A 14486-nucleotide genomic window follows, 5' to 3' on the forward strand; every position below is an offset into this window, starting at 1 on the left:
CCCCCCGCCATGACGCCGAGCGGGGGGTGGGGGGCGATGGGCCAGTCGGAGCCGAGGACGACGGTGGCCCCGGAGTCCCACAGGTCGCGGCAGCGCCAGGCGCGGGAGGCGCGCTCCTCGCCGAGCCGGCGCGACCAGTTGTCGGTGTGGTCGGCCCGGGTGAAGTCGCAGCAGTGGGTGGGCTGCATGGACGCGACGACGCCGAGCTCGGCGAAGCGGCGCAGGGTGGCGTCGGGGACGGTCTCGATGTGCTCGATCCGGTGCCGGACCGCGCGCTCCCCCGTGCTCTTCCCGGAGGACCCCGTTGCCGTCAGGGCCTTCTCGACGGAGTCGAGGACGTGCCGTACGGCCGCGTCGCCGATGGCGTGGGTGGCGGTGGGCACTCCGGCCCGGTGGAGCTCGCCGACGACGTGCGTGTAGGCGCCGGGCTCGGGCCAGAAGGCGTGCGTGGACTCGCCGTGGCAGTCGGGGCGCTCCAGCCAGGCGGTGCCGTTGTCGATGGTGCCGTCCATGAAGAGCTTGACGCCCTCGACCCGCCAGAGCCCGCCGCCGGTGCCCTGCTGCTCGATGAGGGCGCGCAGGCCGTCGGCGTCGACGCCGGGCTGGCACCAGGGCGCGACCCGCAGCCGCAGGGGCAGCTCGCCGGCCTCGTCGAGCTCGGCGTAGAGGGCGAGGCTCTCGCCGTTGGCGTCCATGACGTGCCCGCCGGTGAGCCCGGCGGCGGCCATGGTCCGCAGGGCGGCGGCCAGGCGGGCCCGGCGCTCGGCGCGGGTGGGCCGGGGAGCCGCGCGCTCGACGAGCTCGCAGGCGGCGTCCTCCAGGAGCAGGCCGGTCGGCCGGCCGGCGTCGTCGCAGACGACCTCGGCGGCCTGCGCGAAGGCGCGCGGCCCGTCGACGCCGGCCAGTTCGAGGGCGCGGGCGCTGGCGAGCATGGAGTGGGCGTCGAAGAGCTGGAGGAGGGCGGGGACCCCGTCGAGGACGGGGGCGAGGGCGGCGGTCTCGACGGGCCGGTCGCCGAAGACGTTCGGGTCCAGGCCCCACGCGTGCAGCCACGCCCCGGGCGCGAGCGTCCGGACCTCGCGGGCCAGGGCCTCGCGTACGGCGTCCAGGTCGGCGCAGCCCGACAGGTCCAGGCCCTGGGTCAGCTCGGCGCCGGACACCGGGTGGAGGTGCCCGTCGACCAGGCCGGGGATCACCACGGCCCCCTTCAGGTCGATGACCGTCGTCGAGGGGCCCGCGAGCGAGCGTATCCGGCGGTCGTCGCCCAGGGCGGCGATCCGCCCTCCGGAGACGGCCAGCGCGGTGTCCGGCAGCGGCCGGCCGGTCGCGGGGTCCAGCAGGCGGGCGGAGAGCAGGACGAGACGGGGGTGCACGACGGCTCCTTGCGGGACTGATCAGTTGGAGGTGGCCGGCGGGGCGGCGCCGCCGGATGCCGGCGGCGCGCCGGTCCGGCCCGTGCCGCCGGGTCCGCCGTGCCGGGAGAGGGTTCCGCGCGCCAGGCCGAGCTCGCGTTCCGCCGTGGTCACGGCCATGCGCGTCACCGTCTCGGGACGGTTGCCGCTGTCGGTGTTGGCGTGCGCGCCGAGGCCGTCGATCACGACCAGGATCTGGATGGTGGTCACGTGGGGGTCGTCCGTACGGAACTCGCCCCCTTCGACGCCCTCGCGGATGAGGCCCTCGAGGCGTCCGCGCCACGCCTCCTCCTGCGCGGTGACGCGGTCGCGCAGGACGGGCCGGTAGCGGCTGAGATGCCGGGCGTTGATCCAGAGCCGGCTGATGGCGTCGTACGCCTCTCCCGTCGCATGCGCGAAGAACCGCGCGAGGTGCCGCGTGGGAGTCTCGCCGGACCGGTCCGCCGGGAGGAGGGTCTCGAGCTCGGCGTTCGCGGCGCTGCCGAACGCCTCGGCCACCAGGTCCTCCGCCGAGGGGAAGTAGTGGCTGATCAGCCCCGGGCGGACGTCGAGCTGCTCGGCGATCCGCCGCAGGGTGACGCACTCCAGCCCTTCGGCCAGCGCGACGGCGGCCGCCGCGTCGACGATCTCCGCGCGCCGGTCGGCCGGTGATTTCCGGATTCGCTTGCGCTGAACACTTGACGACACCCTCCCGATGCTATTGAGTGTGCGACCAATAAGCAACTGTTGAGCGTGCGACCAATAAGCGACGGCGGCACGACCGGCACCCGGAGGGCCTCATGACGTCCACGATCCCCGACCCGCACCCGGGCGCCCACGATCCCCGCGACACGCCGTCCTCGGACCGGGCGGGCCGCATCGAGGTCCACGGCATCGACCACATCCCCGACGCGGAGCGCCACGGCCGCCCGCGGGAGCTGTTCGCCGTCTGGGCCGCGGCGAACGTCAACTACCTGAGCCTGGTGGTCGGCGGCGCGCTGATCCTCATGGGCCTGAGCCTCTGGCAGGCACTGGCGGTGATCGTGGCCGGCAACCTGTTCTGGGCGGCGGTCGGCCTGCTGGCCGTCTCGGGACCGGCGTCGGGAACCCCGAGCGAGGTGATCATGCGGGCGATGTACGGCGTCCGCGGCAACCGGGTGAACATCGCGATCACCGGCTGGGCGATCTGCATCTGCTACCTCGCCCTCAACATGGCGGCGGCCGCGCTCGCCGCCTTCTCCCTCGCCGAGAAGGCCGGCATCCCGCCGAACGCCGGGGTGAAGATCGTCATCGTGGTGGTCATCGCCGCCCTCACCCTGGCCATCAGCGTCTACGGCCACGCCACGATCGTGAAGCTCTACCCCCTGATCACCCTGGCCCTCACCGCGGCGTTCGCCGTCGTGGCCGCCGGCGTCCTCGGGCACGCGGACTTCGGCCACGCCCCCGCGGAGCCCCTGACCGGCGGCGACCTGTGGGCGGTCATCGCGGCCGGCGTCACCCTCATCGCCGCGGGCCCGCTCTCCTACACCAACAGCGCCGACTTCTCCCGCTACCTGCCCCGCACGACGTCCCCGAAGGCGATCGTGTTCTGGAACGCGCTCGGCGGCTTCCTGCCCAGCGTCGTCGTCACCTCGCTGGGCGCGTTCGCCGCGACCGCGGTCGACATGACCGACCCGCAGACCGCGCTGGAGGCGATCCTGCCCGCCTGGTTCACCCCCGTCTTCCTGCTCGCGCTGGTTCTGGGGACGGTCTCCATCAACGCCATGACCGCCTACAGCTCCGGCCTCGCCCTCCAGGCCGTCGGCGTGCGCATCCGCCGTTCCCTCAGCGTCGTCGTCGACGGGGTCCTCGCCGTCGCCCTGACCCTGTACGCGCTCCTCGTGTCCGACTTCCTGGACACCGTGAGCAGCGTCCTGCAGCTCACCGTCGTCCTGCTCGGCCCCAGCATGGCCGTCTACGCCACCGACATCCTGCTGCGCCGCAACCGCTACGACGGTCCCGGGCTGACGGACGAGACCCCGGACAGCCCCTTCTGGTACACCGCGGGCGTCAACCGGGCGGGAGCCGCCGCCCTCACGGCGGGCGCCGCCGCGGCGGCCCTCTGCGTGAACACCCTCTACACCGGCCCGGTCGCCCACGCCCTCGGCGGCGTGGACCTCAGCCTGCCCGTCGGCGTCGCCGTCGCCTCGGCGATCTACGCCGTCATGATGCGCCGCCCCCTTTCCGGGCCCGGCGCCGGGATGCGGGCGTGAGCGGCCTCCGGACGGCCCGCGGGCGGCCACCGCAGGACGGCCCGCACGGGGGTCCACACGGAGCGGCCCGCGCGGGCGGTTACCGCAGGACGGCCTGAGTGATCGCCTTCGCCACGGGCGCCGCGACCCGGCCGCCGGACCCGCCGCCCTCCACGACGACCCCCACCGCCACCCGGGGGGAGCCGGCCGGCGCGAAGCCGGTGAACACGGCGTGATCCGCCTCCCCTTCCGCGTTCTCCGCGGTGCCGGTCTTGGCCGCCACCTCGATGCCCGGGATGGCCGCCGCCGTACCGGTGCCGCCCGGCTGGGTGACCGCGACCATCATGGCGGCCAGCCGGAGGGCGTCGCCGGCGTCGAGCGCGCGGCGGTACTGGGAGGGCTCGGTCTCGTCGATCACCGTGCCGTCGTCGAGCCGGATCTCCCGGACCAGGTGGGGACGCATGAGCGAGCCGCCGTTGGCGACCGCCGAAGAGATCATCGCGAGCATCAGCGGGGTGACCCGGTCGTCGAACTGGCCGAGCGCCGACATCGCGGTCTGCGCCGGGTCCATCCCCGCGGGATAGACGCTCTCGGCCACGGGCATCGGGACGGTGAGGCCGCCGTCGTTGAAGCCGAACGCCTCGGCCTGCTCGCGCAGGGCCTCCTGGCCGAGCTCGACCCCGATCATCGCGAACGGGGTGTTGCAGGAGGTCTTGAACGCGTAGGCCAGCGGCGGCTCGCCGTCGCCGCAGGACGACCCCCGGACGTTGCGCAGGCGCACGGAGGTGCCCGGCAGGAGGAAGGCGGCGGGCGCGCTGACGGTCTCGGCCGGTCCGTAGCCGCCCGAGGCGAGCGCGGCGGCCCCAGTGATGACCTTGAAGACGGACCCGGGCGGATAGTTCTGCTGGATCGCCCGGTTGAGCAGCGGCCTGGCGGGATCGGCCTGCAGGCGCGCGTCGGCCCGGGCCAGGGTCTCCACGTCGAAGGACGTGTACAGGTTGGGGTCGTAGGAGGGGAAGGAGGCCATGGCCAGGATCGCGCCGGTGGCCGGGTCGATCGCGACCGCGGCCCCGGGCCGTCCGGTGGCGCGCAGCGCCTCGTAGGCGGCGCGTTGCGCCTTCCCGTCGATCGTGAGCCCGACCGTGGCCCCCGCCCCGGTCGCGGCCATGATCGAGCGCACCATGACCCGGGAGTCGGTTCCGGAGAGCACGGCGTCCCGGGCCCGTTCGAGGCCGGTGGCGCCGTACCGCGACAGGTGCCCGGTCACCGGCGCGTACACCGCCCCGCCGGGGTAGACCCGGCGGTGCCGGAACTCCCCCTCGCCCGCGCCGCCGGTCGCCACGACCGTGCCGTCGCGGAGCAGGATCTCCCCCCGCGGCCGGTCGAACCGCGCGAACAGCGGCCGCTGGTTGTGCGGGTTCTCCTTCAGCCTCCCGGCGTCGAGCACCTGGATGCGCGTCACGGTGCCGAGCAGGACGAACAGCAGGACCCCGCAGAGCACGGCGAGGTGACGCAGCGGGACGTTGATCCGGCGGGCGCGCGGAGCGGCCATGGGCCCCCTCTCTGAGGTCCGGCTATCCGGTCTAACAGCGGCACCGGAAAGCGCCCCTCACACCTGGGCAAAGGCCCCGTACACCCGCGGGTCCGGCACCGCGGGCGGCGATCAGCAGCTCACGGCGCGGTAATAACCGATCTTGTTGCGGATCGCGGTCTGCTTCTCCCTCAGGTTGGCCACCTGGGCCTCCACCCGGCGGTCGTGCGCCTCCAGCAGCGCGATCCGGTCGGGGATCGTATGCTCGCCCGCCCGGACCAGCTCCGCGAAGCGGAGCATCTCGGCGATCGGCATGCCGGTGTCCCGCAGGCATCTGACCATGCCGAGCCATCCGATGTCGTCCTGGGTGAAGCGGCGCTGCCCCGCGGCGTTACGGCCGACGGGCTCCAGCAGCCCGATGCGCTCGTAGTACCGCAGGGTGTCCAGACTGAACCCCGTCTCCTCTACCACCTGTCCCGGCGTGAACACACTCATGTCCGGCAGCATGGCACCTGGAGTCGGCTCCAGGTCAAGCCGGGCCGCTCCGCGACCGCCGGATCGACGCCGGGAGCGGATCGACGAGTGGATCCCCGCGCGGATCCGGCCCCGCTTGACATGGAGTTCACTCCAGCTCCCAGGCTGTGCCGCATGACACGCATCCCCTTCGCACTGGGCACCATCCCCTTCGGCACCTCCGTCGACGAGCGGACGACTTTCGCGATCCTGGACCGGTTCGCCGAGGCCGGCGGCGCGATCCTGGACACCTCGAACAACTACCCCTTCTGGAAGGACGGGGCGACCGGCGACGAGAGCGAGCTGACCATCGGCCGCTGGCTGGCCTCCCGGGGCAACCGCGACCGGGTCGTGCTGAGCACCAAGTGCGGAGCCCGCCCGACCGTCCCCGGCGACCGTACCCTCGCCTCCGCGGAAGGACTGTCCGCGGAGGTGATCAAGGCCGCGGCGGAGGGCAGCCTGCGGCGGCTGGGGACCGACCGCATCGACGTGTACTGGGCGCACGTGGAGGACCGGTCGGTCCCGCTGGAGGAGACCCTCGGCGCGTTCGACGAGCTGGTCGGGGCGGGTTCGGTGGGCGAGATCGGCGCCAGCAACACGCCCGCCTGGCGGCTCGAACGGGCCAGGAACGTCTCCCGCGCGAACGGCTGGACGCCCTACACCCACCTGCAGCTCCGCCACTCCTACGTCCGCCCCCGCCCGGACGCCCCGCTGCAGTCGTCCGGGCACACGCTGGTGAACGACGACACCCTCGACTACCTGCGGCAGGAGCCGGAGGTGTCGCTCTGGGCCTACAGCACCCTGCTGAGCGGCGGCTACACCCGCGAGGACCGTCCCCTGGAGGAGGCGTTCGACCACCCCGGGACCACCCGCCGCCTGGCGGTGCTGCGCGAGGTCGCGGCCGAGCTGGGCGTCACCCCGAACCAGGCGGTCCTCGCCTGGCTGATCGGCGGCTCCCCGGCCGTCATCCCGATCGTGGGCGTGAGCTCCTCCGCCCAGCTGGAGGAGGCCCTCGGGGCCGTCGACCTGAAGCTCGACGACGAGCTCCGCGCCCGGCTGGACGCCGTCCACTGAGAGCCCGCGGGGACTATGACAGGTAGTCCGAGAGATAGCGCCGGACCAGGCGCTTGCACTCGGAGATCAGCTCGGGATCGCCTTCCGGCAGGGCCCGGAAGGCGAGCTTGAGCACGGCGTCGGCGGCCTCGACCGCGACGACCAGCGCCCGGTCCAGCCCCGGCGCCGCCGGGTCGCCGAACAGGTCCACGATGACCGCCCGGAGCCGGTCGGCCACGACGACGTTGTTCTCCAGCGCGGCGTCGAGCATGCGCTCGGTCCCCTGGAGGGCGGGGCCGCCCGGCGTGGCCAGCACCTCGCCGAAGTCGACGACGCCGAAGCCGGCGACGGACCGCTTCATGGCGACGAACTCGTCGATCGCCAGGTCCGCCATGGCGGTCCAGTCGGAGGGCCCGGCGTCCTCGAGCCGGGCGGTGATCCGGTCGAGGAACGCCTCCAGGTTGCGCAGGGCCAGCGCGCGCACCAGGCCGTGCTTGTCGGGAAAGAACTGGTAGAAGGTCCCGATCGGCACCTCCGCGCGGCGCGCGACCTCCTTGGTGGTCAGCGCGTCGTAGCCGACCTCGTCCAGCAGCTTCGCGCACTCGTCCAGCATCCGCTCCACCCGTTCCGCGCTGCGGCGCTGGGCTGGGCGGCGCCGCAGCGTTCCCCCGGGGACGTTCGTCATCCCTTCATCATCCCCTAAATACGACGTCGAGCGGCTAACATGAGCAGTACTCATACCATTGGGAGGTCAGGATGTTCCTCTGGGGTACGGCTACCGCCTCCTACCAGATCGAGGGCGGCGTCACCGAGGACGGCCGCGGCCCCTCCGTCTGGGACACCTTCGCGCACGAGCCCGGCCGCGTCCGCGATGGCCACACCGGCGACGTCGCCTGCGACCACTACCACCGCTGGCCCGAGGACATCGCGCTGATGGCGGACCTCGGGGTCGACTCCTACCGTTTCTCCATCGCCTGGCCCCGGATCCAGCCCGACGGCAAGGGCCCGGCCAACCCGGCCGGCCTGGACTTCTACGACCGGCTGGTCGACGGGCTCCGCGAGAAGGGCATCGTCCCGGCCGCGACGCTGTTCCACTGGGATCTGCCCCAGGCCCTCCAGGACGAGGGCGGCTGGCTGGCCCGCGACACCGCCTCCCGCTTCGCCGACTACGCCGCCCTCGTGGCCGAGCGGCTCGCCGACCGCGTCCCGATGTGGATCACTCTGAACGAGCCGTTCGTCCACATGGCCTTCGGCTACGCCATGGGCGCGCACGCCCCCGGCCTGGCCCTGCTCACCGGCGCGCTCCCGGCCGCCCACCACCAGCTCCTCGGGCACGGCCTGGCCACGGCGGCCCTCCGGGCGAACGGGGCCGGGCAGGTGCTGATCACCAACAACTGCACCCCGGTCTGGCCCGCCTCCGACGACCCGGCCGACCTGGCCGCCGCCGAGGCCTACGACATCCTGCACAACCGCCTGTTCAACGACCCGGTCCTGCTCGGGCGCTACCCCGACCTGTCGGCGTACGGCCCCGCCCTCGACTGCGTCCGCGACGGCGACCTCGACCTGATCTCCGCCCCGCTCGACGGGCTCGGGATCAACTACTACAACCCCACCCGGATCGCCGCGCCCGGCGGGGACGGCCTGCCGTTCACCGACGCCGGGATCACCGGATACCCCGTCACCGCCTTCGGCTGGCCCGTCGTCCCCGACGGCCTGCGGGAGCTGCTGACCGGTCTCAAGGCGCGCTACGGCGACGCGCTGCCCCCGGTCTACGTCACCGAGAACGGCTGCTCCCAGCCCGACGAGCCCGGCCCCGGCGGGACCGTCGACGACCAGGCCAGGATCGCCTACCTCGACGGCCACATCAGGGCCGTCGAGCAGGCCGCGGCCGAGGGCGTGGACGTCCGCGGCTACTACGTCTGGTCCCTGCTGGACAACTTCGAGTGGGCCGAGGGCTACCACCAGCGCTTCGGCCTGGTCCACGTCGACTTCGCCACCCAGAGGCGCACGCCCAAGGCCTCCTACCACTGGTTCAAGGAGCGCATCGCCCGCCGCTGAGAGCCCGCCGGAACCCCGGCGGGGTTCGAGCGGGGTCCGGTCAGCTGTAGTGCTGGAAGCGGGGCCAGGCCGTACGCCACGGCTCCCGCAGGCCCCGGCAGACGAAGATCGGCAGGTCCTGGAACTCGTTCTCCACGCCGACGCCGTTGTCGGTCCGGCCCGCCTCGGCGCACTCGGCGAACCGGGTCTCCAGCAACCGCCTCGGCATCTTGACCGCGACGGCGACCGTGGCCGACTCGGGCGGCGGCCCGTAGAGGTGGAGGTGGTTGTGCCCGCTGTAGACCGCCGGGAGCCCGTACCTCCCTGCGGCGAGGTGCAGCATCCCCGCCTCGCCGTAGCTGCCCGCCAGCAGCACGGTCCGGGCGCGCTCCTCCGCGGGCAGCCCGCGCACGACCGCCGCGACCCGGGAGGCGAACTCCTCCCAGCCGACGGACTCGCGGGCGACCTCGTTGACGTACGGCACGGGCGTGGCGCTCAGCGCCGTCACCGGGATCAGCGGCAGGGCGATCACCGCGGACAGGACGCCGTTCGCGGACAGCGCGATCACGACCGTCCGGAGCCGTCCCGCGCGCCGCCCCGCCCATTCCTCCGCGCTCACGCAGCCCGCCGCCGCCAGCAGCACGATCAGGCCCGCCGTGTAGTCGAACCGGCCCCCGCTGAGCAGCGTCAGCGCCGCCGCGACCGGGTAGGCGACGGCCAGCGAGCGCACCCGCCGGTTGCGCCGGAGCCGCAGCCAGCCCACCGCGCCGAGGACCGCCGCCACCGGCCCGAACAGCACGAGCTGCATGGGGAGGTACAGGATCCGGAACTCCGCCCCCTTGTCCTCGCTGAGCGCGGCGGCCATCTCCAGCTGCGGCCAGCCGTTCGCGACCTGGTAGAGCAGGTTCGGCGTGGCCAGCGCCACCGCGAGCAGGGCCCCGGCCCACAACCACGGGCTCCGCAGCGTCTCGCGGGGACCGGCCCCGAGCAGGCCCGCGGCCAGGCCGATGACCAGAAGGGCGATGAGATGCCTGTTGTAGGTCGCCAGCCCGATCACCGTCCCGGCGGCGAGCCACCACCGCCCGTCCCCCCGCAGCAGCGCCCGCAGGATGAACAGGACCGCCGCCGTCCACAGCGGCAGGTCCGCGCTGAGGGTGAGCAGGCTGTGCCCGGCGATCAGGGTGAAGACGCCGGTGCCGACGCCCGCCGCGGCCAGCAGCTGCGCCGTACGGCCGCCGCCCAGCTCCCTGGCGGTCAACGCCACCAGCACGACCAGGATCGCCGCGCTCAGCGCGGCGGGCGCCCGGACGGCCACCAGCAGGTCGCCGAACAGGGCGGTGCTCGCCCGGGCCAGCAGCGGCGTCAGCGGGGGCTGGTCGACGTAGCCCCAGGCCGGATGTTCGCCGAGCATCCGGAAGTAGAGCTCGTCACGGTGGTAGCCGTACCCGGGGCTGAAGCTCACCAGCAGGGTGAACAGGACCAGGGAGACGACGGTGACATGCCGCCGGGCGAACGCGGGGATCTCCCCGAGGCGGCTGTCGTCCGCTGTCCGGCTCACCGGTGATCGCACCACAGTCGAGAAAACTATCAGCGGGGAGAGGCGTCTCCAATGGGTCGCGCCCGGGCCCGCCTAGGCGGGCGTGCGCGGCGGCCCGCCCCCGGCCGGTGCGGCGTTCTCCCCGCCCACGGAGGCTTCCCCGGCGGATCCCGCCGACGGGGCCTCCCCGGTGAAACCGCGCAGCTCCCGGCTGAGCGCGGCCAGGGCGGCGGTCAGGCCGAGCAGCCCGCCCAGCACCACGAGCGCCGCGGCGCCGCCCAGCGCCGCCGCCAGCGCCCCGCCGAGAGCCGGCCCGAGGGGCTTGAGCCCCGTCCCGCCCATGTTCAGGACGGCGCCCATCCGGCCGAGCATCCCCTCGGGCACCATCCGTGCGATCACCACGTTCAGCACCACGTTGAGCGAGGGCGTCGTCAAGGTGATGAACGCCAGCGGGATCATCGGCCACCACGCCCCCCACGGCAGCGCCGTGGCCGCCAGCGCGGCTCCGAAGACCGACGTGACGGCGAGCAGCAGCCTCCCGGGCGGCAGGAGCCGGCTGACGCGGCCCGACAGCAGCGCGCCGGCCAGCCCGCCGACGCCGAGACCGGCCAGGACCGTGCCGGTGGTGAGCGCGTCACCGCCGCGTTCGCCGACGAGCACGATCAGCGGGATGAGGAACGCTCCGCCCAGCAGGTTGAGGACCATCACGGCCGCGGTGACCTCCCGCAGGCCGCGCCGGCGCCACAACCAGGCGACGGCCTCACGCGCTTCCCGGACCATGCCGCGCCGGGCCGGCTGCCGCTCCCCGCTCTCCTCCCGCGCGGGAGGGGACGACTGGTCCGCCGGGCGGCGCGGCACTTTCGCCAGGGCGTAGCAGAGCGTGGCGGCGAGGAAGGTGAGGGCGTCGACGACGAAGGGCACCGCCCGCCCCAGGCCGTACAGCAGGCCACCGAGCGGCGGGCCGATCAGCCCGGCGGCGTGGGTGCGGGCCTCTTCTTGTGCGTACGCGGTGTGCAGCTGGCCGACGGGGACGATCCCGCGGATCGCCGTGTCCCTGGCGGGGCCGGTGAACGCGGCGCACAGCCCGTCGAAGGCCGCCAGCGCGACGAAGTGCCAGGCCTGCGCCCGGCCGGCGAGGACCAGCGCGGCCAGCAGCGCCGAGACGGCGGCCTGGAGCCCCTGAGCGGCGAGCAGGGTACGGCGGCGGTCCCAGCGGTCCACCCAGACGCCGGCGGGCATCTGGGTCAGCAGGAAGGCGACGGTGCGGACCCCGGCGACGACGCCGGCCAGCCCCGGCGAGCCGGTGAGCGCCAGTACCAGCAGCGGCATGGCGAGCCGGGTGAGCTCCGAGCCCAGCTGGGAGACCGCGCTGCCGAGCCACAGCAGCTGGAAGCGGATGTTCTTGCGCAACGGGACGATGTCGGTCACGGGACGTCTTTCTGCGGTGCGGTGAGCACCTCAGAACATGGAGATGTGCACGTGGTCGATGTGGTTGGCGGTGTTGCCGCCGCGGTCGGACATCATCCGCCAGCCCGCGCCCGTGCGGACGTCGTAGTACTTCTGCTGCCAGATGACGTACATCACCCCGAGGCGCTGGCCGTTGGTGATGGCCCACTGGGCCAGGCGGTCGCCGCGGGCCTTGGCCTCGGCGGTGGGGACGCGGCCGCCGGTGCTCAACATGAAGTCGCAGGCCCGGCCGCTGCCGTGGTCGCCGGGGTCGCCGGGGCGCAGGCAGCCGTAGCCGTAGGGCATGGGGAAGGTCTGCAGCACCAGGTTGCGCATGGTGACCGTGCGGGCGGTCAGGCCGCCGTTGCCGCTCGGCGTCTGGAAGCCGTACTTGGCCAGGAGCGTCTCGATCTTGACGCGGTTCTTCTTGAGCCTCTCGATGTCCTTGCGCAGTTCGACGATCTCGGCCTCGGCGGCCTTCTCCGCCTTGGACGCCTCTTTGATCAGCTCCTTGACGCGGAAGAGCTGGGTGGTGCGCGTGGTGGTGAGGTGGGACAGGGTGGCGGCCTGGTTGAGGGCGAGGGAGGCGTCGCCCTGGAAGGCGAGCAGGCCGCCTCCGTCCAGGGCCCCGTACATGTAGTTGTTCTGCGCGAAACGGCGGACGTCGGTCTGGGCGCCGGCCAGGGCGGACTTCAGCCTCTTGGCCGTGTCGGTGGCCTTCCTGGCCTTGACCCGGGCGTCCTCGAGACTCTGGACCTGGCCCCGGTAGTCCTTGTTGAGCTGGTTGGCCTGCTGGGTGAGTTTGCGCAGGTCCGTCTCGGGGTCGAGCTTGACCGCCCGCACGGTGCTGGCCCCTGCCATCACGGGGGTCAGCAGCAGAGCGGCGAGCAGGACACCCAGCGTCGCCGGGCGGCTCGGTCTCACGCCTCGCTCACCTCCAGAGCCCCCTCATGGACGGAGCGAAACTATAGGAGACGATCTTCAGCCTCGCCACCAGAACGACAGAACCCATGCACCGTTGACGAACTATCTACCAGTTTGCGGTGGTTTAAACAAACAGGCGTGGGCGGCCCGTGGCCGCGACCTTCCCCTTGTCACCGCGGTTAGAACATGGTTCGGTTTCAACAGCGACGGGTCTTGTGGAGGATGCCGCGGCGAACGACACTATCCAAGCAAGCACTCGTTCAACTACAACGCAGCGACCCCACGACTCCGGCCCGCCCACCAGGAGGCAACACATCATGCGCCAGCACGACAAGCTGTTCATCGGGGGCGACTGGGTGGCCCCCGCGGGCACCGGGACCATCGACGTCGTCTCCCCCCACACCGAAGAGGTCGTCGGCCGCGTCCCCGACGGCACCCCGGCCGACATGGACCGTGCGGTGGCCGCCGCCCGCCAGGCGTTCGACCAGGGCCCGTGGCCCCGGATGACCATGGCCGAGCGCGCCGCCGTCGTCAGCAGGCTCGCCGAGATCTACGCGGCCCGCCAGGGCGAGATGGCCGAGATCATCACCGAGGAGATGGGGTCGCCCATCACCTTCTCCCAGATGGCCCAGGCCCCGCAGCCCCTCGGCATGCTCCAGTACTACGCCGAGCTCGGCAAGACCTTCCCGGTGGAGGAGGAGCGGCCCGGCACGTTCGGCCCGGTGATCGTACGGCGCGAGCCGGTCGGCGTCGTCGCCGCCGTGGTCCCGTGGAACGTCCCGCAGTTCGTCATCATGATCAAGCTGGCCCCCGCCCTCGTCGCGGGCTGCACGATCGTGATCAAGCCCGCGCCGGAGACCCCGCTCGACTCCTACCTCCTGGCCGAGATGGTCAAGGAGGCCGGGATCCCCGACGGCGTCGTCAACATCGTCGCCGCCGGGCGCGAGGCCGGCGAGCACCTCATCTCCCACCCCGGCGTGGACAAGGTCGCCTTCACCGGCTCCACCGCGGCCGGCCGGCGCATCGCGAGCATCTGCGGCGAGCAGCTCAAGCGCTGCACCCTGGAGCTCGGCGGCAAGTCCGCCGCGATCATCCTGGACGACTGCGACCTGCCCTCCGCGATGGGCTTCCTGTCGATCGCCTCGCTGATGAACAACGGCCAGGCGTGCGTCGCCCAGACCCGGATCCTGGCCTCCCGCAACCGCTACGACGAGGTCGTCGACGCGGTCGCGGCGATGGTCCAGGGCATGCCCGTCGGCGACCCCGCCGACCCGGCCACCGGCATCGGCCCGCTGGTCGCCAAGCGCCAGCAGGAGCGGGTCGAGGGATACATCAAGATCGGCATCGACGAGGGCGCCAAGCCCGTCGTCGGCGGCCTGGAGCGCCCCTACGACCGCGGCTGGTACGTCGCCCCCACCGTCTTCGCCGGTGCGACCAACGAGATGCGCATCGCCCGCGAGGAGATCTTCGGCCCGGTCCTGGCCGTGATCCCCTACGAGGACGAGGCCGACGCGGTCCGCATCGCCAACGACAGCGACTACGGCCTGGCCGGCACGGTGTGGACCGCCGACGTCGAGCACGGCCTGGACGTGGCCCGCCAGGTCCGCACCGGAACCTACGGCGTCAACCTCTTCATGATCGAGACCAGCTCCCCGTTCGGCGGCTTCAAGAGCAGCGGCCTCGGCCGCGAGCTGGGCCCCGAGGGGCTCTCCGCCTACCTGGAGTACAAGTCCATCGCCCGCATGGGCTGAGGGCGGACCGGACCGCTCGCGCGGCCCGCACCCGGTCGCGGCCGGATCTCCCGCGCGGCCCGCACACGGCGG

Annotated in this window: 12 protein-coding genes; 4 read left to right on the plus strand and 8 right to left on the minus strand. The window is 73.1% G+C overall.

The annotated features are described in order from the left end of the window. Both Plo01_RS24945 and Plo01_RS24950 read right to left on the minus strand, forming a co-directional pair. The coding region (locus tag Plo01_RS24945; protein WP_203893115.1) for an amidohydrolase at nucleotides 1-1373 on the minus strand (1373 nt) is incomplete at its 3' end. Between the two features lie 21 nt (nucleotides 1374-1394). Next, nucleotides 1395-2099: a TetR/AcrR family transcriptional regulator gene (locus tag Plo01_RS24950; protein WP_203893116.1), complete on the minus strand. Its 705-nt coding sequence runs from the start codon at nucleotides 2097-2099 to the stop codon at nucleotides 1395-1397. A 92-nt stretch (nucleotides 2100-2191) separates the two neighbouring features. Here Plo01_RS24950 and Plo01_RS24955 point away from each other — a divergent pair, with 92 nt between their 5' ends. Next, nucleotides 2192-3643, plus strand: coding sequence for a purine-cytosine permease family protein (locus tag Plo01_RS24955; protein ID WP_203893117.1), 1452 nt, complete (start codon nucleotides 2192-2194; stop codon nucleotides 3641-3643). Nucleotides 3644-3722: 79 nt separating this feature from the next. Here Plo01_RS24955 and Plo01_RS24960 read toward each other — a convergent pair whose 3' ends face one another. Then, nucleotides 3723-5174, minus strand: a complete 1452-nt coding sequence (locus Plo01_RS24960) for a peptidoglycan D,D-transpeptidase FtsI family protein (protein WP_203893118.1) — start codon at nucleotides 5172-5174, stop codon at nucleotides 3723-3725. A 111-nt stretch (nucleotides 5175-5285) separates the two neighbouring features. Next, nucleotides 5286-5648 carry a MerR family transcriptional regulator gene (locus tag Plo01_RS24965; protein ID WP_239317009.1) on the minus strand — a complete coding sequence of 121 codons (363 nt, stop codon included), beginning with the start codon at nucleotides 5646-5648 and terminating at the stop codon, nucleotides 5286-5288. Between the two features lie 153 nt (nucleotides 5649-5801). Between Plo01_RS24965 and Plo01_RS24970 the strand changes: the two genes are divergently transcribed. Further along, on the plus strand, nucleotides 5802-6740 hold the full coding sequence (locus Plo01_RS24970) for an aldo/keto reductase (protein ID WP_203893120.1): 939 nt from the start codon (nucleotides 5802-5804) through the stop codon (nucleotides 6738-6740). A gap of 13 nt (nucleotides 6741-6753) precedes the next feature. Here the strand turns inward: Plo01_RS24970 and Plo01_RS24975 are convergent, their stop codons facing one another. Continuing rightward, on the minus strand, nucleotides 6754-7404 hold the full coding sequence (locus tag Plo01_RS24975; protein WP_203893121.1) for a TetR/AcrR family transcriptional regulator: 651 nt from the start codon (nucleotides 7402-7404) through the stop codon (nucleotides 6754-6756). Between the two features lie 71 nt (nucleotides 7405-7475). Here Plo01_RS24975 and Plo01_RS24980 point away from each other — a divergent pair, with 71 nt between their 5' ends. Further along, complete coding sequence (locus tag Plo01_RS24980) at nucleotides 7476-8777, plus strand: GH1 family beta-glucosidase (RefSeq protein WP_203893122.1); 1302 nt, start codon at nucleotides 7476-7478, stop codon at nucleotides 8775-8777. 40 nt (nucleotides 8778-8817) lie between these two features. Here the strand turns inward: Plo01_RS24980 and Plo01_RS24985 are convergent, their stop codons facing one another. The 3 genes from Plo01_RS24985 to Plo01_RS24995 form a co-directional block, all read right to left on the minus strand. Further along, a complete protein-coding gene (locus tag Plo01_RS24985; RefSeq protein ID WP_203893123.1) occupies nucleotides 8818-10314 on the minus strand; it encodes a glycosyltransferase family 39 protein in 1497 nt (498 codons plus the stop codon). Nucleotides 10315-10386: 72 nt separating this feature from the next. Beyond that, a complete protein-coding gene (locus tag Plo01_RS24990) occupies nucleotides 10387-11721 on the minus strand; it encodes an MFS transporter (protein ID WP_203893124.1) in 1335 nt (444 codons plus the stop codon). A 30-nt stretch (nucleotides 11722-11751) separates the two neighbouring features. Next, on the minus strand, nucleotides 11752-12663 hold the full coding sequence (locus tag Plo01_RS24995; protein ID WP_203893125.1) for a VldE C-terminal domain-containing protein: 912 nt from the start codon (nucleotides 12661-12663) through the stop codon (nucleotides 11752-11754). Nucleotides 12664-12980: 317 nt separating this feature from the next. Here Plo01_RS24995 and Plo01_RS25000 point away from each other — a divergent pair, with 317 nt between their 5' ends. Further along, nucleotides 12981-14414 carry an aldehyde dehydrogenase gene (locus tag Plo01_RS25000; RefSeq protein WP_203893126.1) on the plus strand — a complete coding sequence of 478 codons (1434 nt, stop codon included), beginning with the start codon at nucleotides 12981-12983 and terminating at the stop codon, nucleotides 14412-14414. Nucleotides 14415-14486: the final 72 nt, after the last annotated feature.

The organism is Planobispora longispora, from assembly GCF_016863135.1.
Lineage (GTDB): Bacteria > Actinomycetota > Actinomycetes > Streptosporangiales > Streptosporangiaceae > Planobispora > Planobispora longispora.